The organism is Cohnella sp. CFH 77786 (assembly GCF_019400745.1).
Taxonomy (GTDB): domain Bacteria; phylum Bacillota; class Bacilli; order Paenibacillales; family Paenibacillaceae; genus Cohnella.
The window spans coordinates 40635-65396 of record NZ_WJIB01000010.1 but is presented as its reverse complement, the minus strand read 5'-3'; the positions used below and the strand labels follow the sequence as shown (position 1 = coordinate 65396).

Below are 24762 nucleotides of genomic sequence, written 5' to 3'. Positions count from 1 at the left end.
GTATGGGGGTTAACGATATTCATCGTGCGGGTCGAGGGGATTATCCCGAGGCTTGGATATTTGAGGGGGATTCGCCCTAACAGCGCTAGTTGAAGCGTTCCTGCTGCCGGTAAGCAGGAGTGACTAGCAAGAAGGGGAATCTCAAAAGTGAATCGTCAAATCAGTGGATTGACATACCCCGCAGGGGTATAATATGATGGTCAACAAGAGGTGATCATCGATGGAACAAACCGCACCGTCCTGCCATGACGACCACGGCGCCGAAGGCGGCGGTTCCGCTCGCAAGAGCCATCACTCGGACCAGGTGAAGGCCAATCTCATCAGCCGTCTGAACCGGATCGAAGGCCAGATCCGCGGCGTGAAGGGCATGATCGAGAAAGACACGTATTGCGACGATATCCTCAATCAGATCGCCTCCGTGCAATCCGCGCTGAATGGAGTCGGCAAGCTCCTTCTTGAGGGGCACATGAGAAGCTGCGTGATCGAACGGATTCAGGCGGGCGAACATGAAGTCATTGACGAATTGCTGGTTACGGTCAACAAATTGATGAAATAAGAGGGAGAGACCGTCCACGGTTTAAACCTGCGGGACTCGCTTAACGTGTTCGAAGAGCTGCGGTTGTCGGAGTTAAGCCTGTGAGACAGGCTTAAGGTGTTCGATGAGCTGCGGTTGTCGGAGATAAGCTTGCGAGACAGGCTTAAAGTGTTCGGTGAGCTGCGTTTGTTGGAGTTTAAGCCTGCGAGACAGGCTTAAAGTGTTCGGAGAGCCGTGGTTGTAGGAGTTTAAGCCTGCGAGACAGGCTTAAAGTGTCTGGTGAGCGGCGGTTGTCGGAGTTTAAGTCGGTGAGATCGGCTTAAAGTGTTCGGCGAGCTGCGGTTGTCGGAGTTAAGCCTGTGAGACAGGCTTAAAGTGTTCGGAGAGCCGCGGTTGTCGGAGTTAAGCTTGCGAGACAGGCTTAAAAGTGTTCGGAGAGCCGCGGTTGTCGGAGTTAAGCTTGCGAGACAGGCTTAAAGTGTTCGGTGAGCTGCAGTTGTCGGAGTTTAAGCCTGCGGGACTAGCTTAAAGTGTTCGGAGAGCCGCGGTTGTCGGAGTTAAGCTTGCGAGACAGGCTTAAAGTGTTCGGCGAGTCGCAGGTGACGGAGTTTAAGTCGATGAGACAGGCTTAAAGTGTTCGGTGAGCCGTGGTTGGCGAAGTTTAAGTCGGTGAGACCGGCTTATCGCGGTCCTCTACCTGCGATTCACATCTGCAAAGTCAAAAAAAGCAAAATCAAATACTCAAGCCCCGAAAAACGGGCTTCCTAACGTCAAAGCTCCCCGACCGGGGAGCTTTTTCCATATATTGTTCCGCCTATGCCGAAACCGTCCAACGAACCGCCTTATCCGCCGCCCCCGCCCTGCGTATCCTCCAAACCGAAATCCAGATCCGGATACACGTATGGATCGGACGCCGGCTTGATCTTCTCCGCTTTCTCCAGCTTGAGTCCCATGATCTGGTTGCCGTTGTAATCGGTCTTCTCCAGCGTGCCGGTAATCCGAAGCCACGTGTCGTTGGGATACGCATTGGCGTTCAGATTCCCGCTTGAAACCATGATCCCGTATGGGAGCGCGTCCGCGGTGCAGCATTGGACCGCGAACCGCCCGAGCACGAAGCGGTCCTTGGCGATTGTTTCATCCCGGTACACGAACCCGCTGATCGTCAGCTTCTTGCCGACGAAGTTGTCGAGGAACATGTCGAGCGTAGTGAGGATTTCCATAAAACTCTTCTCCGTGACTTCGATCGCCGGCTGGCGGTAAATCCGTTTGCCGTAATTCGCGTAAGCCTCCGAGAATTGGTCCGATGGGAACAACGCGTCCAGGTTGTCCGCCGGCTTGCCCGCGGATGATTCGCCGCCGTTCGGCTCCGCGGAAGGCTCAACCGGGGGTGCCTTCGACGGGGAAGCAGCGGGAGCGGGTACAACTCCGTTCGTCGGTTTCACCGCCGACGCGGCGGAGAGGTTCATGCCCTTCTTGCCGGCCATCGCGCTTCCGATCGTGGTGTCCGGCGTGATGAATCCGACAAGCAGCGGAACGGCGAACAAGGTGTACACCGCGGCGCTGCGCCAAAAGGATTCGGAAGGCGGATGCTCGCAGTCACATGCCGCCGCGTCCTTCTGGCCTTGCCATGCGCGGAACGCTTGGTAGAGCTGAACGGCGGCAACCAAATACAGGCCCATGGCGGCCAGCTTGACGTAGATCGTCATGCGCGGAGCGATATAGAGCGTGAGCGTGTCCAGCCGGACGAGCCGGATGATGTAGAAAGCGAAGCCGCCCAGGATCAGGGCTCGGATGAAATGATGCGCCATAAGGCTGCGGTGGGAATGAGTTTCCATAGGCCCTCCTTTTAGAGCACGAGCGTTTCGAACAGCAGGGACGCGGCGAGCACGACGACGGCGATGAGCAGCGACAGCCGGACGACGAACCGGGTGCGGAACGTGGCCAGCATCATCAGCGTGTTTTTGAAGTCGAGCATCGGGCCGAAGACCATGAACGTAAGCATCGCGCCTTTCGGGAAGGTGCCCGAGAACGAAGCGGCGATGAAGGCGTCGGAAGTCGAGCACAGCGAGATGACATAAGCGAACCCCATCATCAGCAGGTGCGAGCCGATCGGGCCGCCTCCCAGAGAGAGGAGGTCCTGCCGACTGACGAACGTCTGGATGACCGCGGTCAGGAACGCCCCGAGCACCAAGTATTTGCCCATTTCGAAAAATTCGTCCGACGCGTGGGTGAACGTTTGAAGAACGGGATTCCCTTTGCGGCGATGGTCGTGATGGTGGCCGTGGGTATGTACGTGTCCATGACCGTGATCGTGATGGTGACCATGATCGCGGCTACCGTGATCGTGACCGTGGCCATGATCGCGGCTACCGTGATCGTGACCGTGGCCATGATCGCGACCGCGATGGCCGCGAGGCTCCGTCCTCAGCGGGTTCCGCTTCGCGAACGCATACAGGATCCAGCCGATGGCTGCCGCACAGACGAAGGCCAGTCCCATCCGGTAATACGCCATTTCCGGCTGCGTCCGGAAAGCCAGGTACGTGGCCGCGTACGTGACCGGGTTGAGGATGGGGGCGGCAAGGATGTAGGTGATGCCGAGATAGGCCGGCATGCCTTTGCGGATCAGCCCGCGGACGATCGGGATCATCCCGCACTCGCACACCGGCAGCAGGATGCCGAGCAGGCAGGCGAGCAGCACGCCGGGAACCGGGTGAGCCGGGATGAGCCGGCGCAGGGCGTTGTCCGACACGAACAAGTGCAAAGCCGAGGAGACGAGCACCCCGAGCAGGATGAAGGGCAAGGCTTCCAGGAAGAGACTGACGAACAAGGTCTTCACGCCCTGCCACTGCTCCGGCCGGAACGTGAACCAAGTGACAAGGGACGAAAGGTCGCGATTGGTGAAGATCAGATACAGGAAGATCAGGCATCCTGCGGTCAGCAGGTTCAGCGTCCAACGGTAGACCGATTGAGGCATGATCCACCTCCTAATCGAAATGTTTACGTTTAGTATACGATATTCGCCTGGAACGCGATATAGACAAGTTATTTCTCCGAGGCTCCGCTTATGACCGAAGTTGTGACGTTTGTAACTGGTCATAGGATGGAAGCGCAAGTTACGATTGGAAAAGGATAGATAAGATACGGTTGGAAGGTGCGTCTTCTGAAAATGAAGTCCGAGTACGACGTCATCGTAGTGGGAGCGCGGGTTGCCGGCTCAACCTTGGCCTATGAAATGGCTCAAGAGGGGTTCGAGGTGCTGCTGCTGGACGAAAATCTGTTTCCGAGCGACACGCTCTGCATTCCGAATCTGTACGGGAATTCCCTTGCGATGCTGAAGGAAATGGGCGTGCTGGACCGGCTTCTGGAGTCGGGCTCGCCCTTGTATAGTCGGGCTCGTCTGAATATTGACGGAGCGGAAATCGAGGGCGTTATCCCGGGGGGAGCGGAAGCGTCTTCCTGTCTGTGCGTCCGCCGACTGATCCTCGATCGTACGTTGCTTGACCATGCCAAAGCCCAGGCCGGCGTAACCGTGCTCGAGGGCTTCAAGGTGATGGGGCTGGTTCGGGAGAACGGCACGGTGGCGGGAGTCGTCGGACAGAACCTGGATGGCCGAGCGGTCAGCTTTACCGCGCATATGGTCGTCGGAGCGGACGGAAGGCGTTCCCGGGTGCGCGAAATGGCCGGATGCGCTCGGAAAGCTTCGCAGCCTTCGAATGGCGCCTTCTGCGTCGCTTACGTCTCCGGCTATGCCGAGGAAGGGGAGCCGCGCTCCGAATTCTATCAGCGGCGGGACAGAACGGCGGCTGTCTATCCGGCCGGAGGCGGGCGGCATGTCATCGGGGTGACGTATCCGCTGGAGAGCTCGTCCTGGAGCCCCCGTTTTTCCGCCCATGCGGAAACCGCATTCCGGGCATTCATCTCGGAAGAGTTCGGCGATACGGCATTGCCCCGGCGGCTCGCCAAAGCGGTGTTCGAGGATCGGATTCGGGGATTGCACGGCTTCGAGAACTTCTGGTACCAAGGGATGGGGAAAGGATGGGCGCTCGTCGGAGACGCCATGACCTTCAAGGACCCCCGGCTCGGTCAGGGGATCCACGACGCCTTGTACGGCTCGAGACTGCTCGCGGCGATCCTTGCGGATTACGACCCGAAGATTTGGGGGCCGAACGGGGAGTTGATCGGACGTGTGTACCAGTCCGCCATGGAGAAGAAACTGATGTCCCGATTCCGGCAAGCTTGCCGGATTGCCGGGGGCCGGGCGTTCTTTCCGGAGAAAACCGCCGTTTACCGGTTGCTGGGAGCCGATCCGGAAGCGACAGCCACCTTGCTCGGAACGTATAACTACATGAACGACCCGGCGGACGTAGAGCGGGAAATCGACCGTCTTCTCTCCTCGGCAAACCGCATACCCTGAAAGGGAGCTATCTGCTTTTTTCTCCCGTATGCCGATATATAAGATAGATACGGACAAGGGGGTGCGGCGCATGAACGGCTGCGACATTATCGTATTCACGGGAACGAGCGGGGCGGGACGCAAAACCATCGCTCGCCTGGTCTCGCGAGCATTGGGTTACCGGCAGGTTGTGTCCGCGACCACGAGGCCACCCCGCAATCCGAATCAACCCGATTCGGACTATCATTACGTAAGCGTCCAACAGTTTGACAAGTGGGCGGAAGAAGGCGGGTTCATCCAAACGGCGGAAATCGACCGGAACCGTTACGGGGTGCTTAAACGCGAGATGGATGATGCGCTCGGCTCCGGCAAAGGAGTCAGCTTGGTTCTCAACCGGGAAGGAGCGGAAGCCGTCAAGCGATTGTATGGCGACCGGGTGGTTCGAGTGTTCATATACGTGGACAAGCAGACGGTTCGCGAGAGATTGGAAAGCAAGGGTTCGAAATACGACGTGATTGAAGCGTATCTCGGCCACTACACCGACGAGGTGACCTACCGCAAGAAATGCGAGCTCGTTGTCGAAAATGTCGACCTGGACAGCACGGTCGCCCGGATCGTTCACGAGCTCGGCGTTCTAAAGAAAGGAAACATCGAATAAACTCGACTATTCCCGCAGCGAAACGACATGAACGAGCTGGGGACCCGCTGTCACCTTGATGACCCCGTGGGCGCGGTCGTATTCGGCAAGTCCCGGTCCCACGGGCGCGGAAGGGTCGGATCCGAGCACGTAGAAGACGTCGTCGGCCAACGTTCGGAGGCAGACGGCTTTTTCGTTCTCGTCGAGATCGGTCCAGTCTCCGTCATCCATTTCGAACGTCTGGTAAAACCGGGGGATCGTCGAGATCGCGCGCGACAAGTCGTCCAATATTTTGTCGTAGTCTCTCGTGTATTTAATGCTCATGCCGACACTTCCTTTCGTATTGCTTCATTATATGTCGTGACCCCCGCTCAAGCCAACCTTCAGCCCGGCTTTAACCAACCTTTAGCCGCGCATCCAGGCGGTTCTGCTTTCATACGGCACGCTCTTCCTTTATAATAGATAGGGCCGATTTACAAAAGAGATAAACGGCCTGAGAGACGAAAAAGGGGGAACGGCCATGTGGAAGCACTACGGGGCCCGTTGGTTCGCCAAGCCGTTCGTATTCTTTTCCCTCATCATGCTGCTCAAGATCTACTTGACGAAAGCCGTGTTGTTCTCGGACGGATCGATCTGGCTGCCGCTGATCACGGAGCTGCCGGCCGTATGGGTCGTCTTCTGCCTGGTCGAATGGCTGGCCCCGAGACGCAAATTCGGCGCTTATCTCGTTGCGAATCTGATCATGACCTGCGTGTATTTCGCGGTGATCATGTACTACAAATATTTCGGGGTTGTGGTCACTTACCACGCGCTTCAACAGGTGGGACAGGTAACGGAAGTGCAGGGCAGCGTCATGTCCCTGCTGCATCCGTATTTCCTTCTGATCTATACCGATATCGTGGTGTTTCTCCTTCTCCTGGCGGTGAGCAGGAGATTCCGGCAATGGCGCATGCGGCTGGCCCGCCGGGAGCCCAGGCGCATCGTGCTCAGCTTGTTCATTCTCTCGCTGACGATCTGCCTGGCCAACGTTTGGCAAAGCCGTGAGAGCATGAACGAATTGAAGAAATCGGAGAATATGGGAATTATTCCGTATCAGACGGTGGAGATCGCGACCGGCGCGAAAGACGCCTTCGCGGCCATGGTCGAGGAGCCCGAGCCGCCGAACGACGTGACTCCGCCCGCGATCGCTTCCCTCAAAGGCATCGTCGAACCCGCGGCTCCCCAGTATCAAGGCATAGCCAAGGGCAAAAATCTGATCGTCATCCAGTTGGAAGCGTTCCAGAACTTCCTGCTGGGTACGAAGATCGACGGCGTGGAAGTCACGCCGAACCTGAACGGGCTGCTGGGCAGCTCGATCTATTTCCCCCGCTTCTACCAGATGGTCGGGCAGGGAAATACGGCGGATGCCGAGTTCGTCGTCAATACGTCGCTCTACGTGCCGCAGCACGGCGCCGCGTCCCAGGACTTCGGCGACCGGTTGCTTCCGAGCATGCCGAGAGTGCTCGCGGCGAACGGGTACGACACCGCTACTTTCCATACGAACGACGTGAAGTTCTGGAACCGGAAGGCGTTATACCGGGCATTGGGGTTCGGCCGCTATTATGACAAAACGTTTTTCGGCGATGACGACATGGTGTTCTTCGGGTCCTCCGATGAGCTGCTCTACGCGAAGACCGCCGGCAAGCTGAGCGAAATGAGCGCCGGGGGCAAGCCCTTCTACGCGCAGCTCATTTCGATGTCCGGCCATCACCCGTTTAACATTCCGGAACGCAAAATCCGTTTCAAGCTCCCGGACCGGTTCGAAGGCACGCTGGTCGGCGATTACCTTGAGGCGCAGAATTACGCGGACTACGCGCTGGGTCAATTCTTCGCGAAGCTGAAGCAGGACGGATTGTGGGACAACAGCGTGATCGTCATCTACGGAGACCATATGGGGCTTCCGATTTATTCTCTGAGCGAGCGCGAGCGCGAGCTCATGAAAGAATTGATCGGACACGAATACCGGTCCACCGAGATGATGAACATTCCGCTGATCCTGTCGGTTCCCGGAATCGCGGGCGCCCAGGTGCGGACGGAGACCGGAGGCCAGGCCGACATTTACCCGACGGTGGCGAACCTGCTCGGCATCTCCTTGAAGGATCGCATTCATTTCGGCCAAGATTTGCTGAACCAGACGTCCAACCTGCTTCCGCAGCGCTATTACTTGCCTTCCGGTTCGTTCATCAACGATAAAGGGATATTCGTTCCGGGAGAAAGCTTCGCGGATGGCACGCTCTTCGGCTTCGGAGGAACGTCGCCGGCGCCGGAAGAGGCCACCCGGGAACAGTACGAACGGGCGCTGAAGCTGCTCGACATGTCCGACCGTTATGTTCAAAGCTTGCCCAAACTGGATTAAATCGAATCCGGCATAGAGACAAAAGGGGTTGATCAAGTGTTGTTGCTGCGTAAAATCGACTGGAGAAAATATTCGCCTCTCGCTTTCATGCTCATATTCCCGTTTCTCGGCATGATGTACAAGTGGACCAACCGGGCGAACCAAGACGTATATTCGCTCGTTACGGCTTTCGACCGGGCTACTCCGTTTATTAAATATTTCGCCCTTCCTTACGCCGTATGGATATTCTATATTTACGTTTGCCTGGTCTACTTCTTCAAGAAAGACGTGAGCGTGTATTACAAAGGATTGGTTACTTACACCGTATGTGCGCTCACCTGTTACGTGATTTATGCGGTATTCCAGACGACGGTCCCGCGTCCCGTGTTGGTCGGCAACGATCCGTTCACGTGGCTGATGCGGTATATTTACGACCGGGATCAACCGTTCAACTGTTTTCCCAGCATCCACTGTTTCTCCAGCTACATGGTCATGAGACTGGTGTGGACCAGCTCTTTCCGGAACAAATGGAACGTGGCGCTGATTACGGGCATGTCGTCCTTGATTATCGTGTCGACGCTGTTCGTGAAACAGCATGTGGCGTTGGATGTCTTGTCGGGCATCCTGCTCGTCGAGTTCGTTCTGGCCATTATGCTGGTCATCGAGACGCAGGTCCGGGAATCCCGGCAGCGTCACCGCGAGAAGCGGACCTACGGAGCGTAAATCTGTGCGTGAAATCAAAGCGGGCTGTCCGGGTGGACAGCCCGCTTTACCTATTAGACGTTGGCATTCGAGACGGGAAGGTAACACATTCGGCGGTAGTGGTTCTTCATTTGTTCCTTGGTGTATCCGAGCTCCCGCTTGATGTGGAAATGGCCCACCGGCGCCATGGCGCAGATGAGCGCGTGGGCGGTCAGGACCGGGTCGGCATTCGGGCCTGGACGGCTCTCTGCGATTTCGGCCAGCAGCTCCGAGATTCTTCCCCTCATGAACAGATAAAGCGAGGACTGAAAGAAGCTGGCCGCGCGGCTTTCTTCGCTTTCGGCGCAATGATGGGCCTGGATCGTCATGATGAGTTCGGACTTCTTCTCCATCGCATCGATCCACATGTCCAATACCCAACCTAACCGGTCCTCCGCCGGCTTCTCCCGGTTCTTGGCCAAGTACCGCCCGACTTCTTCCACGAAAGCTTGAGTGTAGTCTTGAATAATGTCGAGACAGAGATCTCCTTTATGCGCATACTTGCGATATAGCGTTCCTTGGCCGATGCCGGCGGTTCGGGCAATCTGATGCATGCTGACTCCGCGGACGCCATGCAAGTCGAACAACGACTCGGCGGTACGAAGGATTAACTTTCGGTGCTCTGCAGCATCTTTCCGTTCCGCTCGGACACTCATGATCTCATTTCCCTCCTTCGATGGAAAATTCCGGTTGACAACCGGACAGATGTCCGGTAACATCGAAATGAAAACGGACAATTGTCCGTTTGCTTGTCTCTGCATCTTTCCGTAGAACCCGTATGCTCCTATATTACCGCCGTCGATGCCCGGAGGTCAATTTAGGATAAGAGAGGCTTCGCGGAGGGAATGCTTACTTCGGATAGGAGGGTATCCATGTCAACGAATGCAAGCCAGGCTCCCGCAGGAGGCGCCATGTCCATGCGGGAAATCATCGGGCCGCTTGTCGCCATCATCATCGGCATTTTCATGGTCATTCTGGACGGCACGGCCGTGAACGTCGCCCTGCCCAAGCTCATGGAAGAATTCAAGCTCACGGACTTGTCCTTGATCCAATGGACGGTAACGGGTTACGCGCTTGCTCAGGCGGCCGTCATTCCTCTCGCGGGTTGGTTGTCGGACCGTTTCGGAGCGAAGAAGATCTTCTTGATTTCGGTCGGACTGTTCACGATCGGATCGGGTCTGTGCGCGCTCTCGAATTCGGTGGAAGTGTTGATCATTTGCCGCGTTCTCCAAGGCTTGGGCGGCGGCGTCGTGATCCCGATCGCCATGGCGTTCATTTACCGGCTTGCTCCGCCGGATAAGGTCGGCCAAGTGATGGGCATGATGGGGATTCCGATCCTGCTCGCGCCGGCGCTGGGACCCGTTCTGGGCGGATGGCTGGTCGAGAAGGCGACTTGGGAATGGATCTTCCTGTTGAACCTGCCCGTAGGCGTCGTAGGGATCTTGATCGGCATCCGATCGCTTCCGAACATCGCGCGCCAATCGGTGCCGGGGCTTGATATCCTCGGGATTATCCTCGCTCCAATCGCTTTCGCGGCTCTCGTGTATGGCGTAACGGAAGGCGGAAGCATCGACCCTGTGACGCATAAATCGCAATGGACGTCGACCGAGGCGCTCGCCGGCATGATCGGCGGAGCCGTCGCCCTGGTGCTGTTCATTATCGTCGAACTGCGGCGCCAGAACCCGCTTCTGGAGCTGCGCGTATTCCGCTCCGGCAATTTCAGCAGAGGCATTATCGTACAGTGGATTTCGCAGATGGCCATGTTCGGCACCATGTTCCTCGTGCCGCTGTTCCTGCAGCAAGCGCAAGGATACTCGCCCATTAAGACGGGGCTCCTCATGCTGCCGCAAGCGCTGGCTTCCGGCTTCTTCATGCCCATCGGAGGCAAGCTGTCGGACAAATTCGGCGCAAGGCCGCTCGTACTGGCCGGCATGACGATTACGACCGTTGCCGCGCTCTTGCTCTCCAACATCACGGCGGATTCGTCCGACATGGCGATCATGTTGCCGCTAGCGATGCTTGGAGCAGGCATGGGATTGTTCATGATGCCGCTGAACACGCATCTGATGCAGTCCGCTCCGCAGAACCTGGTCGGACGCGTGACGTCGCTGACCAACGCAACGCAGCAGGTCGTCATGTCCTTCGCGGTCGCCGGCCTCACGACGCTGTCCGCGTCCCGTTTCAACGATCTCGTCATTCAGAAGGGGCCGCCGACTCCGGAGACCGCTGTCGCATACCAAGCCGATGCGTTCGGCTACACGTTCAGCATTCTCGTTTACGTAGCGATCGTCGGCGGAATTCTCGGCTTCCTGCTGTCGCGGCCGAAGCAACAGCCGTCCGAAGGCGGGCAAGTCCCGGAATTCCAGATGATGCACTGAAGTCGGTCGATGTCTACTCTATAATAATGGACGACCCCCGCAGGCTCTCGCCCGACGGGGGTCTTAGCATATGCGTAGCGTAACCGCGTGTTTTTCCGTCTGTCACTTGCACGAAAACAACGATGGCCCTGCCTCTCCATCATTCTTGCGGCTCCTAGGCCGCTCCAGGGTGAGTTCGTGTTCCTTCCAGCAGCCGATTGTTTTAAGGAACGTGTTGGGGAATGGAGGAATATTGCCCATCTTGAGGAAAAATCTGAGGGTTACTTTCTACGACGTCTTATTATATAGTAAGAAAGCCGCTGCGTCAAATCTTTTTGCATTTCCTTGCACTTCAGTTAAAAAAACAAGCGAATGTAAGCGTTCGGAAGGTGGGAACAGGCTCAAAACGAAATTTGGCTATTTTTTTTACATTTACGTATTTTTATGCAGTAATATTTTAATCGAATCGGGGCGGAGGGCCTGAAAGCCGTGAAAATACTTGATGCACTGGGCTTTTCGGCTTATGCGGCAAAATGCGCTATACGTTTGCACTAATAAAATTCCGTTCGTGTAATCGCTTCCGGTCATATTGGGGTGAGTAACCTTCACTTTATCGCGTTAAGTTACCTAACATTTGGAAAAGAATCGATTGCAGATCACGAACAATGATAGTACTATTTATTTTGTTCGATATCCTCGTTCGGAATGGTCCGGATTCCGGGACGATCGTCCCGGCATTCGGAGGAAGTCAGGCGGAACTCGAACGAAAATATTAGGAGGGGTTTGAGGAATGAAGCTTAAGAAGATTTTCACTTCCGCTTTGGCTGTCACCTTAATCGGTGCTTCCCTCGCTGCGTGCGGCAGCAAGGGCTCCGATGACGCCAGCGGCAGCCCGAGCGCCAGCTCCGGCGCAAGCGCTAGCGCCAGCGCTGGAGGCAACGGCAAGAAAGAACTCGTGATGAACTACCGTGCCGACCCGCCGGCCCTGGACGTATCGATCGCGGAAAGCGCGGCATCGTTCACGTTCCTTGGCGCGATCAGCGAAGGTCTGTATCGCTTGGATAAAGACATGAAACCGACGCCCGCGCTTGCCGCGGACATGCCGACGATTTCGCCGGACCATCTGACCTACACGATCAAGCTGCGCGACGGCATCACTTGGTCCGACGGCACGCCGGTAACGGCCAACGACTTCGTTTACTCCTTCCAGCGCACGCTGGATCCGCGTACGAAAGCGACCTACGCGTTCGTCGTCGCGTGGATCAAAGGCGGCGAAGCCATCATGAAAGCGGAAGGCGACGCCGCGATCGAAGAGGCCAAGAAAAACCTGGGCGCCAAAGCGATCGACGACAAAACGCTCGAGATCACGCTGGACCACCCGGTACCGTTCTTCACTTCCATGCTGGCATTCCTGAACTTCTATCCGCAGAAGAAGGATTTCGTAGAACCGCTGGGGGACAAAAACGGCGCGGACGCCGACAAAGTCATCGGCGCAGGTCCGTTCAAGCTCACCAAGTGGGACCACGAGCAAACCCTCGTTCTCGAGAAAAACGAGAAATACTGGGATGCCGCAAACGTGAAGCTGGATAAAGTTACGGTCAACATCGTGAAAGACACGAACACCGGCCTGAACCTGTACGAGACGGGCGCAACCGACTATGCGGACATCCGCGGCGACCAGATGGACGCTTATAAAGACAAGCCGGACCTGCGAATCAAGAGCGAGCTCGTAACCGGCTACGTGAACTTCCAAACGAAGAAAGTTCCCGCTTTCGCCAACGCGAAAGTCCGCCAAGCGTTCTCCATGGCGATCGACCGCGAAGGCTTGGTCAACACGGCCATGAGAAACGGTTCCGTAGCCGCTACGGGTTATGTGCCGAACGGCAACTCCGACGGCAACGGCGGCGAGTTCCGCAAAGTCGTAGGCGACCTGATTCCGCCGTTCGACGCCGCGAAAGCGAAGCAACTGCTTGAAGACGGCCTGAAAGAATCCGGCACGACGCTGCCGAGCAAGCTCACGATTATCGGCGACGACACCGAAATCAACAAGAAGATCATGGAGTTCGTCACCCAGCAATGGCAGACGAACCTGGGCGTAACCGTCGAAGCCAACCCGATGCCGCACAAGAACCGTCTGGAGAAAGAACTGTCCAAACAGTACGAGCTCGTGAACACGCTGTGGGGCGCGGACTACAACGACCCGATGACGTGGCTCGACATGTACGTGGCCGGCGGTCCGTTCAACACGCAAGACTGGGAAGGTCCGAAAAACGAAGAGTACACGAAGCTGGTCACTGCGGCGCAAACCGAGACGGATCTCGCGAAACGCTCGCAAATGCTGCAAGACGCCGAGAAAATCCTGATCGGCGAAGCTGCGGTCGCTCCGCTGTACTTCCGTTCTTCCCCGTTCGTCGTCAATCCGAAGCTGAAGGGCCTCATCCTTCCGCCGTACGGCCAAGACTTCGAGCTGAAATGGGCTTACTTCGAATAATAAGGTCAAATGATTCGCGATCGTTTATAATTTAAGCCAAGCAATACGTGAAGGAAGCCGTTCTTGCACGCTAGGGAGGCGGCTTCTTTCATGTTAAAACAGAAGGGAGGATTTTCCTTGTGCTGAGTTACACTCTGCGCCGGTTAATGTACATGGTGATCACCCTGTGGATTATCGTGACGCTGACCTTTTTCCTCATGAAGCTGCTCCCGGGAGATCCCTTCGGTGATGCCATTACGAAGCTGCCGCCGGAGAGCATGCAACTCTTGATCAAGCAATACGGTTTGGACAGGCCCGTATGGGAGCAATATCTCACCTATATGGGACACGTAATTCAAGGAGATCTCGGCGTATCGTACCAATTCCCGACCCGTTCGGTCGTCAGCGTCATCAAGACCGCGATCCCGGCGTCGTTCGAGCTGGGCGTATGGTCCTTGATCATCGCCATCGTTTTCGGTTTGATTTTGGGCACGATCGCCGCGCTGAAGCACAACAAAGCTGGCGACTACACCGCTTCGATCATCGCGCTCATCGGCGTATCGATCCCGTCGTTCGTCATCGGGCCTTTGCTGTCCTATTATGTAGGCGTGAAGTTGAAATGGCTGCCGCCCGGATTATGGACGGGGCCGGAGCACCGCATTCTGCCGGCGATCGCGCTGTCGCTGGGCACCATCGCGATTCTTACGCGCATGATGAGAGCTTCCATGCTCGAGGTCATGCATCAGGACTATATCAAGACGGCCAAATCCAAAGGCCTTTCGAAATCGAACATCGTCGGCAAACACATGATCCGCAATGCGATTCTTCCCGTCATAACGATTCTGGGACCGATTGCCGTTAACGTGCTTACCGGCACCTTGGTCGTCGAGAGAATTTTCTCCGTTCCGGGGCTGGGCAACCAGTTCGTGCTCTCGGTATATTCGAACGACTATACGATGATCGTCGGTTTGACTTTGTTCTACGCGGCGGTTCTTATCATCGCCATGTTCTTGACCGATATCGCGTACAATCTCATTGATCCGCGAATCCGTCTGGGAAAGGGGAAGTAAACCGATGGAAGCCATATCCAAAGAGAAGTTTCAGCCGGCCAAGAAAACGACAAGCGCCGAAGCCATCGTGCGTCCTTCCCTGAACTATTGGGTTGACGCCTGGAGGCGCTTGAGAAAAAATAAACTCGCGATGCTGGGCCTGACCGTCCTGGTCATCCTGACCCTGCTCGCTATTTTCGCTCCCATGTTCAGCTCGCACGATTACGCCACCCAGCATTTGAAGGAAACGAACTTGAAGCCCAATTCCACGTACTGGTTCGGCACCGACGATTTCGGACGGGACATGTGGACCCGCGTGTGGTGGGGCACGAGGATCTCGCTTTTCATCGGGCTCGTGGCGGCCGCGCTCGACTTGGTGGTCGGCGTTCTTTACGGAAGCATTTCCGCCTATTTCGGCGGCAAAGTCGATTCTTTCATGCAGCGGTTCATCGAAATCATCTATTCGATTCCGTACCTGCTTATCGCCATTCTTCTGATCATGGTGCTCGGCTCGGGGATCACGTCGATCATTCTGGCATACGCCATCACCGGATGGGTGACGATGGCCCGGCTCGTGCGGGGGCAGATGCTGGTCTTGAAGGAACAGGAATACGTGCTGGCTGCCCGCACGCTCGGCGCAGGCCCGTGGCGGATCATCTCCAAGCACCTGATCCCCAACGTTCTGAGCGTCGTCGTCGTGCAAATCACATTCGTCGTTCCGACGGCGATTTTCGTAGAATCGTTCCTGAGCTTCATCGGCCTCGGCATCAAGCCGCCGCTTGCCTCCTTGGGCAACCTGCTGAGCGACGGAGCCGGCGTACTTCGTTACCAGCCGCACCGTCTTTTATTCCCTACGGCCGTGTTCAGCTTGATTTTGCTTAGCTTTAACCTGCTCGGGGACGGTCTCCGCGACGCCCTCGATCCGAAAATGAGAAGATAAGGAGGCTGACGAATGAGCAAGCCGATCCTGGAAGTCGACAATTTGCAGGTTTCCTTCAAAATGTTCGCCGGTGAAGTGCAGGCCGTTCGCGGCGTCTCTTTCACTTTGAATAAAGGGGAAGTGCTGGCCATCGTCGGGGAGTCGGGCTGCGGGAAATCCGTAACCTCCCAGACGATCATGCGGCTGGTACCGACGCCGCCGAGCTATATCAAAGGCGGCTCCATCCTGTTTGACGGGAAGCATGAGATCACGAAAATGAAAGAATCGGAGATGGAGAAAATCCGCGGGAACGAAATCGGGATGATTTTCCAAGACCCGATGACCTCCCTCAATCCGACGATGACGATCGGCGATCAGATCATGGAAGGCATCCGCAAGCATCAAGGGGGCAGCAAACAGGCGGCGCGTACCCGCGCGGTAGAGCTGCTCAAGATGGTCGGCATGTCGAATCCGGTCGAACGTCTGAGGCAATATCCCCACGAGCTCTCCGGAGGCATGCGTCAACGGGTGATGATCGCCATCGCTCTCGCTTGCAACCCGAAGCTGCTGATCGCGGACGAACCGACGACGGCGCTGGACGTGACCATTCAAGCCCAGATCATGGACCTGCTGAAGCAAATCCAAGAGCAGACCGGAACCTCGATTATCCTGATTACCCACGATCTCGGCGTCGTCGCCGAGATGGCCCAACGCGTCATCGTGATGTACGCGGGCAAAGTGGTGGAGCAAGGAACGTTAAACGAAATTTTCTACGATCCCAAACATCCGTATACGTGGGGCCTGCTGCAATCGGTACCGCGGCTGGACAGCGACTCGAGCACCGAGCTCAAGTCGATCCCGGGCACGCCGCCCGACCTGTTCGCGCCGCCGAAGGGATGTGCCTTCGCAGCGCGCTGCCCATACGCGATGGAGCTATGCTTGGAGAAGGATCCGGCGCATTTCCGCGCTTCCGATACGCACAGCGCCGCTTGCTGGCTGAATCATCCGGACGCGCCGAAAGTGGAGCGGCCGGTCGAAGTGGGGGGGCGCGCGCATGTCTGACAACATTCTCGAGGTCAAGAACCTCAAAAAGCATTTTCATCTGGGCGCCAACCGGATCCTGAAGGCCGTTGACGGCCTGAGCTTCGCCATCAAACGAGGGGAAACGTTCGGTCTCGTCGGCGAGTCCGGCTGCGGCAAATCGACCGCGGGGCGCACGATCATCGGTCTGTATCAGGCGACGGACGGGGAAGTCGTTTTCGGCGGCAAGAGTACCCGGAACTTGAACGGCAAAGAGCTGAGCAAGTTCAATCAGCAAATGCAGATGGTGTTCCAAGACCCGTACGCATCGCTGAATCCGCGGATGACCGTCGGCAAAATCATCGCCGAAGGGCTCGACATCCACGGCCTTCACAAAGGCAGCAAAGCGCGCAAAGCCCGCGTCGCCCAGCTGCTGAACGACGTCGGCCTGAACGAAGAACACGCGAACCGCTTCCCGCACGAATTCTCGGGCGGTCAGCGGCAGCGGATCGGGATCGCCCGCGCGCTTGCCATCGAACCGCAGTTCATCATCGCGGACGAGCCGATCTCCGCGCTCGACGTGTCGGTGCAGGCTCAGGTCGTGAACCTGTTCAAGAAGCTGCAGAAGGAACACGGCTTGACGTATCTGTTCATTGCTCATGACCTCGCGATGGTCAAGCATATCTCCGATCGCATCGGCGTCATGTACCTGGGCAAGCTCGTCGAGGTCGCGACCTCGGAGAAGCTGAACCGGAAGCCGTTGCATCCTTACACGCAGTCGCTTCTGTCCGCGATACCGATTCCGGATCCGGAGGTCCAGCAAGCGCGCGAACGGATCCTCCTGAAGGGCGAGATCCCCAGCCCGATGAATCCGCCGAGCGGCTGCCCGTTCCGGACGCGCTGCCCGGCCGCGATGGCGCAATGCGCCGAGAAGATGCCGGAATTCAAGGAAGTCGAACCCGGCCATTATACCGCATGTCACTTGTATTGAACCGATATCGGAAACGCGAAACCCCATCCCGCCGGCTGAAGGCGGGATGGGGTTTCTATTGATCAATCAGAATAGCGGTTTGGGGAAGCGAGAGGGAGGGTTACGGTTCTGGCGCTCTTGTTTATGTTCGGCTTGTCTTGCGGAGCGGATTTTGAGACTTATCATAGGTGTCTTCAGGAGCTACGAGCGCTGTAGTGACTTCCGGAGACGTTATTTCTGCGAATTCCTCGACTGCGAGCGCTGTAGTGACTTCCGCAGGCGTTATTTCTGTGAATTCCTCGACTGCGAGCGCTGTAGTGACTTCCGGAGACGTTATTTCTGCGAAATCCTCGACTACGAGTGCTGTAGTGACTTCCGGAGACGTTATTTCTGCGAAATCCTTAGGTGTGCTGCAGGTACAGTTGAGAAAGCGGGATCGCACAAGCGGTTTTACTTGTTTTGACTGAATTATAGACGTCTCGTTTGGTATCGACTCCTCCCGGATCTGGACTCGGCTGCCTGTTTTTCCGCCGAAGCGCGGTAGAACGTGACGGCGAGCAGGGCAGCGGCGGTGACGAGATATCCCGCGAATACGGGAACGCTCTGCGTATCCGTGCCGGCAAAGATGCCGTGGAGCAGTGCCAAGAAGTAAACGGGATAGGCAAGCAGATGGAGCGCGATCCAGAGCTTGCCGTTCATCAGGAGGCGGAAGTCCGAGGTCAGCAGGACGACCAGCATCCCATAGAAGGCAAGAGAACCGATACCGTAAACGACTGGATGCTCCGGATGCGAGAACGGGATGAGCAAATCGGACCATGAGAAGGGACTGTAATGATCGATGACGAGGACCATGGCGTGGGCCAGGATAAAAAGGAGTCCCAGGTTCTGGGTTCGGGAGTGCCAGCGGTAAAAGCGGGTTTTCCAGACGCCGGTCAACTTGGGCGTCCCGTACAGGATGCCGAGGAACATGCCGGCGAAGAGCAGATAATAGGCGATCAGCCCCGTCGCCCGGGCAATCATCCAGGTCGGAAGCTGAAGCAGCCAGTCGGCCATCGGCTATTCTCCTTTCCATTTCCGGCCGGCGTCTGCGGACGGACTTCGCAGCAAGCGAATGCTGCCGTTCCGCAGCAGAATAAACGCGTCGCTGCCGGGGCAAGCCCGCCCCAGCCACTCCGCGCCCTCCCCGCTTCCGAGAAGGCATACCGTTTTGGCGGCGATTTCCGCCTCCGCGGCGTCGACGCCTGACACCGTGCATTGCAGCACGTCGGAATCCGCCGGGCTGCCGGTTCGCGGGTCGATCAGATGGTGTCTTCGTCCTTCGCGCGTATTCCAGCTTCGCCGGAGGACGCCGGACGTGGCGACGGCGCCGGACCGGAGGGCCACGACGCCCAGCGCCGTTCCCGGCCGGCGGGGATCCTCGATTTCGATTTCCCACCGCGGGGCGTCCGTGCCGCCCCACACCCGCAAGTCACCCCCGGCGTTGACCAGGCCGGCTGGGATTCCCTTGCCGATCAGCCAGTTCGCAACACGATCGACGGACCATCCTTTCACGATGCCGCCCAGATCGATCTGCGTACCGGGATTCAACCGTACGGTTTGAATCGGGGGAAACAACCTCCATCCCGCGGCCGCAACGGAAGCGGCGACGGACGGTGCCGGGGCGCCGCCTCCGGAGAGGATGTCCGAGACGCGCAAACGTTCGAAGCTTGCCGTATACCCGGCAGAGATCAGAAACGGCAGGATACAGGGGTTGAAGAGGCCGTTTGTCAATTCCCGATACCTCGCGGCCAGTTCCAGCACTTCTTCCATCGTTCGGGAGATGCGGACCGGAAGGCCGGCGGACAGATTCAGGCCGCTTAGTTCGCTGTCCGGGCGAAACCGGCTGAACACTTTTTCGGCATAGGCGAACCAGCTTCGGACCTCGCGGAAAGCCGCTTCGGCGGAAGAAGGCTCCAGGGCCAGCGACACGGTGACGTCGGCGTTCATCGCGCGGAAGCGCTCGATCGTCAAGGTGCAGGCCGCCATTAGGATTGCCCCGATCGGGAACGGAATCCGGATCCGGTATCGGAACGGCCGATGCGGTCTCCGAAGCCGGAAGGGGAGCCGCCGGCCGACGGGTCGGACAGGGAGCTGGATTGGCTCTGGTCCTGCCACTCTTGCATGACCGGATCCCGTGTAGAAGAGTCTTCCTGCGCGAGGGAAGGGGAATCCGTCGCAGCCGATTGCGCTCCCTGGAAAGCGTCGCTGTTTTTGATATTCTGCAGCAGCAAGGCAATGGACAACGTGCATCCGACGCCGACCGCCCATTTTCGGAGAGATTTGCGTATCGGAGCTCGCATGGGCCCACCTCCTGGATCGATTATCAAGAGGATAAACCTCTTACCTGAAGGGAAGATGAAACGAGGCTGAAAATCCGTTGAAAGAGCGAAAGGGTCCATAATCGTTGCATGAGGCCGGCTTGCCTCCGATATACATATCCATAAAAGGAGGCGGTATCATGAAGCAGTTTGCTTCGGTCGTGCGCGAGCTTAGGGCCTGGCTGGCCTCGTTATCCTGGATTCGCGGCTTGTTGCCGTATCACCTTCACCTGCTGTTCGGCGGGGTGGGCATCCAATTCCTCTACGATCTTCTGCTTCGGATCGTACCCTACTCCGGCTATAACGCCATCGATACGCTGTTCAACAAGATTCCGCTTTACGTGATCGGTTACTATGGATTTCTCCTCGGGATCTGGCTGACGCTCGTCTCCAGGAACGTCAGATACTTGCCTTACGGGCTGTGGGCGTATGCGTTCGTTCTGCTGTTTCCGTTCGAATACCTCGGCCTGCAAACGATTGTAAGCGCCATCCTGTACGTGCTGTTCGGTTACGCTCTGTTCCGGTATTCCGCATCTTCATACAGCGAGACCGATACGCGCAACGTGAACTTTTGAAGGAGGCGGTGACCGTTACCGCTACATACCCGGGCCTCTGAGCCGGTCCTCCCCCGCCGTCCGCGGCGGGGCTGGAGCGGATTTTTTTCGCGAAGGCAGGCAGCCCCCTTCCTTTGGAGAGGAACCCATGATCGAAGCCGCTTCCGATGTAGGCGCTTTCTTGTTAGACTTAGGGTATGAAGAGTGGAAGCGGAGGCGCCATATGGGAACGACGAAACATTCCGGCCCGGTCAAGCTGCCCGGACGCCCGAATCCGAAGCTGTGGGTGAGCAAAGTCCCGTTCGGTCTCGGCAAAATCAAACCAAAGCATATCCGCGACACAATGAAGGTCGTGTGGGAAAACCGCGACAGCCTTCCGTATGCTTATCGGATCCTTACGCGAGGCGTATGCGACGGATGCGCGCTCGGCGTCTCCGGGTTGCGGGATCGGACGCTCACGGGCCCCCATCTATGCACGACCAGGCTGAACGTGCTTCGGCTGAATACGATGCCTGCGATCAAGCCCGACATTCTTCATGCGGACATCGACGAGCTCCGGCGGCTGGACAGCTCGCAGCTGAGGAAGCTCGGTCGTCTGCCGTATCCCCTCGTCCGCGCAAGGGGGGATCGCGCGTTCCGCCGCGTTTCGTGGGATGAAGCGCTGGATCGGATCGCCGCCCGGATCCGCGGCGTCGATCCGAAGCAGCTGGCGTTCTACCTCACGGCGAGAGGGATTACGAACGAATCCTACTACGCGGCGGCCAAGGCGGCCCGTTATATCGGCACGAACAACATCGACAATGCGTCGCGCATCTGCCACTCTCCTTCGAAAACGGCGCTGAAGCGTTCGCTCGGCATCGGCGCGTCCAGCTGCACCTTCAAAGACTGGATCGGGACCGACGTGCTGGTGTTCTGGGGCAGCGTCGCCGCGAATAACCAGCCCGTTTCGACCAAATACATGTACGCCGCCAAGCGCAAGGGTACGAAAATCATCGTGATCAATCCGTACCGCGAACCGGCGATGGAAGGGTACTGGATTCCGTCGATTCCCGAATCGGCGCTGTTCGGGACGAAGCTGGCCGACGATTTCTACCAGGTGAACATCGGAGGGGACATCGCCTTCATGCATGGCGTCATGAAAGCATGGTTCGAAATGGAGGCCGAGCGACCCGGCTCGGCCGTGGACCGCGCCTTCGTCCGGGAGCATGCGACCGGTTACGAGGAATTGAAGGCGCACGTCCGGAGGCAGGATTGGGAGCTGTTGGAACGCTCTTCCGGCCTTCCGCGGTGCCGGATGCGGGAGTTCGCGGAGCTGCTCGCGCGGGCGCGTTCCGGCGTGTTCGTGTGGAGCATGGGACTGACGCAGCACCGATTCGGCACGGACAACATCTCCCAGGTCGCGAACCTTGCGTTGCTGCGGGGGTTCCTCGGCAGAGAGCATTGCGGGGTCATGCCCATCCGGGGCCATAGCGGCGTCCAAGGCTCCGGGGAAATGGGCGCGGATCCGTTCAGCTTGCCCGGAGGCGAATTCTCTGAGCGGGATGTCGATCGGCTGGAACGTTTGTGGGGATTCAACCTCCCGAGGTGGCAAGGAGATATCGTCGGCGTATCGCTTGAGAACGCGCTGCTGCCGGACGATCACGAACGCAAGCTGAAGGTGTTCTACACTTCGGGGGGCAATTTCCTCGAGACGATGCCGGATCCGGCGTTCGTGAAGCGTTGCCTCGAAAACATGGATATCCGGGTCCATCAAGACATCGTGCTGAACACGTCGACGCTCGTGGACGCCAAGGAGGAAGTGTGGGTGCTTCCGGCGATGACGCGTTACGAGCAGCCCGGAGGCGGAACGTCCACTTCGACGGAGCGGATGGTGTACTTCTCTCCGGAAATCCCGGGGCCTCGAATCGCGGAAGCGAAGGCCGAGTGGGCGATCTACGGCGAATTGGCGGCCAGGGTGAAGCCGCAGGGCGCGGAGATGGTCCGTTTCCGGTCTGCCGCCGCGATCCGGGAGGAGATCGCGAAGACAGTTCCCTATTACGACGGCATCCAGCAACTCTCTCGCCAGGGAGACGTTTTTCAATGGGGAGGGGCATGGCTGTGCGAGGGCGGCGTGTGTCCGACAGACGACGGCAAAGGGCGGCTGATCCCGGTCGAGCTGCCGGAGCTCCGCAAGCCGGAGGGGCGGTTCTATGCGACGACCCGGCGCGGCAAGCAGTTTAATTCGATGGTGTACGGAGGAATCGACCCGTTTAACGGGGCGGAGAGGTACGATGTCCTCATGTCGGCCGTGGACGCGGATGCCCTCGGCATTCGGGACGGCGACGCCGTCGTGGCTTACAACCGGCACGGAGTCTTTCACGGCAGGGCCAAGCGGGCGGCGCTGGCGCCCGGAAATATCGAGCTGTACTGGCCGGAAGGCAACCCGCTCTTCCCGAAGGGCGTTTACGAGCCGCACGCCGGCATTCCGGAATACAATGCATTCGCGGTCGTAGAGAAAGCGGAGACGTACCATGCGCGGAAAGACACCCGATACGTGGAACGCCGAATAGAAGAATTGGAGATCGACCTGCCCGGATGAGTGCCGGTGAGAGAGGAGGGGTTGCGAGATGGAAAGGCCGCCTAGCTCGACTTGGCCGACCATTAAGGTGACGGGTTCGGAAGCGTACGACAAAGAAGACGAAATCGCGGCGGAATACCCGCTCACGATCCGTCTCGACGGCGAGGAGTTTGCCACCTTGGTCTGTTCCCCGGGCGATCTGACCGATCTCGTCATCGGGTTTCTCGCTTCGGAGGGCGTCATCCGGTCGACGGAGGAGCTCAAAGCCCTCTCCCTCGACGAGGAACGCGGCTTTGCCTACGTGGACCTTCACCGTCCGCAGTCGACGGGCAAGAATTATTATTCGAGAAGGTGGATCGGCTCCTGCTGCGGCAAGAGCCGTCAATTTTACTATCATAACGATGCGCGCACGGCGAAGACGATCGTGGGGGGGACCCCCGTCACCGCCGCCGATTGCTTCGAATACATGCGGCTGCTGCAGCAAAGTTCGGCCGCGTTCCATCAGACGGGCGGCGTGCACAATGCGGCGTTGTGCCGGGAGTCCGGACTCGCCCTTGTCCGGTCCGACATCGGCCGGCATAACGCGCTCGACAAGCTGTTCGGCCACTGCATCCGCCACCGCATGCACGCCAAAGATTATGCGATCGCCTTCAGCGGAAGGTTATCGTCCGAGGTCGTGCTGAAGGCGGCCAAGATCGGCAGTCCCGTCTTGCTATCGAAATCCGCGCCGACGGATCTGGCCCTCCGGCTCGCCGACGATCTCGGCATCACCTGCGCCGGGTTTATCCGAGACGGCACCATGAACATATACACGCACCCGAGTCGGATTTTGCTGTGAGTTAAGCTTCCTCGCAATGAATATGCAATTCGGCACGCAAGGTCTCCCCCGGCTTCACGGAGAGGAGGCCTTCTTTGTCGTTCAGGGCTTCATTGAGAGCCGTCCATGGCTCCACGCAGACGAACGGTTTGCCTTCCACGGACCAGAGCACCACGTACCGGAACTGCTCGCTGTAAACCAATCGGACGGCCGCCTCCATCGACAGCGGGAACGAAATCTCCGGCCTCGACGCATCCAGCAGCGCGGCGGATTCCTTCATGCCGGTCAAATCAAGCGTACCTTCGAACGGCTTCGTTTCGTTATCGTTGTAATCCAGATAGCGGGTGGCGTCCGTGACGTAAGGGAGGTTCTTCGTCTCCGTGGCGAAATACGGATGGAATCCCGCCACCATCGGCATCGGCCGGTCCGCGAGGTTGCGGTATTCCTGTTCGATCGACAAAACGCCGTCCTTTAACCGGTACGTAAAGCGGAGCTCGAAATCGAACGGAAACTCGGCAAGCGTGCCGGAGGAGCTTCTCAGCACGAGTACGGCCCACGCCGATTCTCCGCTGCCGGTCGACTCCACCTCCCATGGACGGTTGCGGGCGACGCCGTGGTTTTTCATCCGGTACGTGCGCCCTTCCCATTCGTATTCCCCTTGGCGAAGCTGTCCGCATATCGGAAACAGCACGGGGATGCCGCCGCGGATGTTGGCCTCCGGATCGTAGAACGTCTCTTTGTCCAAGTACAGAAGCTCTCGTCCGTGCAGTCTGGCCGAGGTGACGATGCCGCCGCGTTCCGGGCAGAGGAGCACGCTGGAATCCGTCTCTCGGTCGATCAACTCGAGGATCGGGTATTGGTCCGTGAAATTGTGAATGGCGTAGCGGGATGCTTCGGTCATGGGTATTCCTCCTGCTTCATCATCGAATAGCCTTATTATAGCAAGTGAAAGACGTTCTCCCAAACGTTGCTCAACGGAAAACCGCCTTCCCAATCAAGTGAAGGCGGTTTT

The 24762-nt window shown here is 57.9% G+C and carries 22 protein-coding genes; 14 read left to right on the top strand and 8 right to left on the bottom strand.

The genetic code is table 11. From position 1 onward, the window contains the following. Positions 1–220 precede the first annotated feature (220 nt). Positions 221–556, top strand: coding sequence for a metal-sensitive transcriptional regulator (locus GE107_RS15775; protein ID WP_219640947.1), 336 nt, complete (start codon positions 221–223; stop codon positions 554–556). An 821-nt stretch (positions 557–1377) separates the two neighbouring features. Here GE107_RS15775 and GE107_RS15770 read toward each other — a convergent pair. Both GE107_RS15770 and GE107_RS15765 read right to left on the bottom strand, forming a co-directional pair. Beyond that, positions 1378–2370: a TIGR03943 family putative permease subunit gene (locus GE107_RS15770; RefSeq protein ID WP_219640946.1), complete on the bottom strand. Its 993-nt coding sequence runs from the start codon at positions 2368–2370 to the stop codon at positions 1378–1380. Between the two features lie 11 nt (positions 2371–2381). Then, positions 2382–3509 (bottom strand): permease, encoded by a 1128-nt coding sequence (locus GE107_RS15765; RefSeq protein WP_219640945.1) that lies wholly within the window; start codon positions 3507–3509, stop codon positions 2382–2384. A 192-nt stretch (positions 3510–3701) separates the two neighbouring features. On the opposite strand from GE107_RS15765, the gene GE107_RS15760 reads away from it, so the two are divergent. Together GE107_RS15760 and GE107_RS15755 are read left to right on the top strand one after the other, a co-directional pair. Further along, on the top strand, positions 3702–4949 hold the full coding sequence (locus GE107_RS15760; protein ID WP_219640944.1) for an NAD(P)/FAD-dependent oxidoreductase: 1248 nt from the start codon (positions 3702–3704) through the stop codon (positions 4947–4949). A gap of 70 nt (positions 4950–5019) precedes the next feature. Continuing rightward, positions 5020–5586 carry a guanylate kinase gene (locus GE107_RS15755; RefSeq protein ID WP_219640943.1) on the top strand — a complete coding sequence of 189 codons (567 nt, stop codon included), beginning with the start codon at positions 5020–5022 and terminating at the stop codon, positions 5584–5586. Between the two features lie 6 nt (positions 5587–5592). On the opposite strand, the gene GE107_RS15750 is transcribed toward GE107_RS15755, so the two are convergent. Beyond that, positions 5593–5889, bottom strand: coding sequence for a hypothetical protein (locus tag GE107_RS15750; RefSeq protein WP_219640942.1), 297 nt, complete (start codon positions 5887–5889; stop codon positions 5593–5595). 196 nt (positions 5890–6085) lie between these two features. Between GE107_RS15750 and GE107_RS15745 the strand changes: the two genes are divergently transcribed. Further along, a complete protein-coding gene (locus GE107_RS15745) occupies positions 6086–7960 on the top strand; it encodes an LTA synthase family protein (protein WP_219640941.1) in 1875 nt (624 codons plus the stop codon). Between the two features lie 36 nt (positions 7961–7996). Next, positions 7997–8662 (top strand): phosphatase PAP2 family protein, encoded by a 666-nt coding sequence (locus GE107_RS15740; RefSeq protein ID WP_219640940.1) that lies wholly within the window; start codon positions 7997–7999, stop codon positions 8660–8662. 53 nt (positions 8663–8715) lie between these two features. On the opposite strand, the gene GE107_RS15735 is transcribed toward GE107_RS15740, so the two are convergent. Further along, positions 8716–9336, bottom strand: a complete 621-nt coding sequence (locus tag GE107_RS15735; RefSeq protein WP_219640939.1) for a TetR/AcrR family transcriptional regulator — start codon at positions 9334–9336, stop codon at positions 8716–8718. A gap of 216 nt (positions 9337–9552) precedes the next feature. On the opposite strand from GE107_RS15735, the gene GE107_RS15730 reads away from it, so the two are divergent. The 6 genes from GE107_RS15730 (at position 9553) to GE107_RS15705 (ending at position 17486) form a co-directional block, all read left to right on the top strand. Then, the gene (locus tag GE107_RS15730) at positions 9553–11058 is read left to right on the top strand and encodes a DHA2 family efflux MFS transporter permease subunit (RefSeq protein ID WP_219640938.1); all 1506 of its coding nucleotides are present in this window, start codon (positions 9553–9555) and stop codon (positions 11056–11058) included. 769 nt (positions 11059–11827) lie between these two features. Next, the gene (locus GE107_RS15725) at positions 11828–13528 is read left to right on the top strand and encodes a peptide ABC transporter substrate-binding protein (RefSeq protein ID WP_219640937.1); all 1701 of its coding nucleotides are present in this window, start codon (positions 11828–11830) and stop codon (positions 13526–13528) included. A 119-nt stretch (positions 13529–13647) separates the two neighbouring features. Then, the gene (locus tag GE107_RS15720) at positions 13648–14577 is read left to right on the top strand and encodes an ABC transporter permease (RefSeq protein WP_219640936.1); all 930 of its coding nucleotides are present in this window, start codon (positions 13648–13650) and stop codon (positions 14575–14577) included. A gap of 4 nt (positions 14578–14581) precedes the next feature. Further along, positions 14582–15496, top strand: coding sequence for an ABC transporter permease (locus GE107_RS15715; protein WP_219640935.1), 915 nt, complete (start codon positions 14582–14584; stop codon positions 15494–15496). Between the two features lie 12 nt (positions 15497–15508). Continuing rightward, positions 15509–16537, top strand: coding sequence for an ABC transporter ATP-binding protein (locus GE107_RS15710; protein WP_219640934.1), 1029 nt, complete (start codon positions 15509–15511; stop codon positions 16535–16537). Beyond that, the gene (locus GE107_RS15705; RefSeq protein WP_219640933.1) at positions 16530–17486 is read left to right on the top strand and encodes an ABC transporter ATP-binding protein; all 957 of its coding nucleotides are present in this window, start codon (positions 16530–16532) and stop codon (positions 17484–17486) included. The genes GE107_RS15710 and GE107_RS15705 overlap by 8 nt, the downstream gene beginning before the upstream one ends. 447 nt (positions 17487–17933) lie before the next feature. Here the strand turns inward: GE107_RS15705 and GE107_RS15700 are convergent, their stop codons facing one another. The 3 genes from GE107_RS15700 to GE107_RS15690 are packed head-to-tail and all read right to left on the bottom strand — an operon-like array spanning position 17934 to position 19804. After that, positions 17934–18518, bottom strand: a complete 585-nt coding sequence (locus tag GE107_RS15700) for a ferric reductase-like transmembrane domain-containing protein (protein WP_219640932.1) — start codon at positions 18516–18518, stop codon at positions 17934–17936. Between the two features lie 3 nt (positions 18519–18521). Next, complete coding sequence (locus GE107_RS15695; protein ID WP_219640931.1) at positions 18522–19490, bottom strand: FAD:protein FMN transferase; 969 nt, start codon at positions 19488–19490, stop codon at positions 18522–18524. Next, a complete protein-coding gene (locus tag GE107_RS15690; protein ID WP_219640930.1) occupies positions 19490–19804 on the bottom strand; it encodes a hypothetical protein in 315 nt (104 codons plus the stop codon). Before GE107_RS15690 ends, GE107_RS15695 begins: the two co-directional genes overlap by 1 nt. Positions 19805–19962: 158 nt before the next feature. Between GE107_RS15690 and GE107_RS15685 the strand changes: the two genes are divergently transcribed. From GE107_RS15685 to fdhD, 3 genes are all read left to right on the top strand, one after another. Beyond that, positions 19963–20397, top strand: a complete 435-nt coding sequence (locus tag GE107_RS15685; RefSeq protein WP_219640929.1) for a hypothetical protein — start codon at positions 19963–19965, stop codon at positions 20395–20397. A 202-nt stretch (positions 20398–20599) separates the two neighbouring features. Next, positions 20600–22954, top strand: a complete 2355-nt coding sequence (locus tag GE107_RS15680; RefSeq protein WP_219640928.1) for an FdhF/YdeP family oxidoreductase — start codon at positions 20600–20602, stop codon at positions 22952–22954. A gap of 28 nt (positions 22955–22982) precedes the next feature. Continuing rightward, positions 22983–23771: a formate dehydrogenase accessory sulfurtransferase FdhD gene (gene fdhD / locus GE107_RS15675; RefSeq protein ID WP_219640927.1), complete on the top strand. Its 789-nt coding sequence runs from the start codon at positions 22983–22985 to the stop codon at positions 23769–23771. A 1-nt stretch (position 23772) separates the two neighbouring features. On the opposite strand, the gene GE107_RS15670 is transcribed toward fdhD, so the two are convergent. Then, entirely contained in the window at positions 23773–24651 is an 879-nt protein-coding gene (locus GE107_RS15670; RefSeq protein WP_219640926.1) for an aldose epimerase family protein, read from the bottom strand. Positions 24652–24762: the final 111 nt, after the last annotated feature.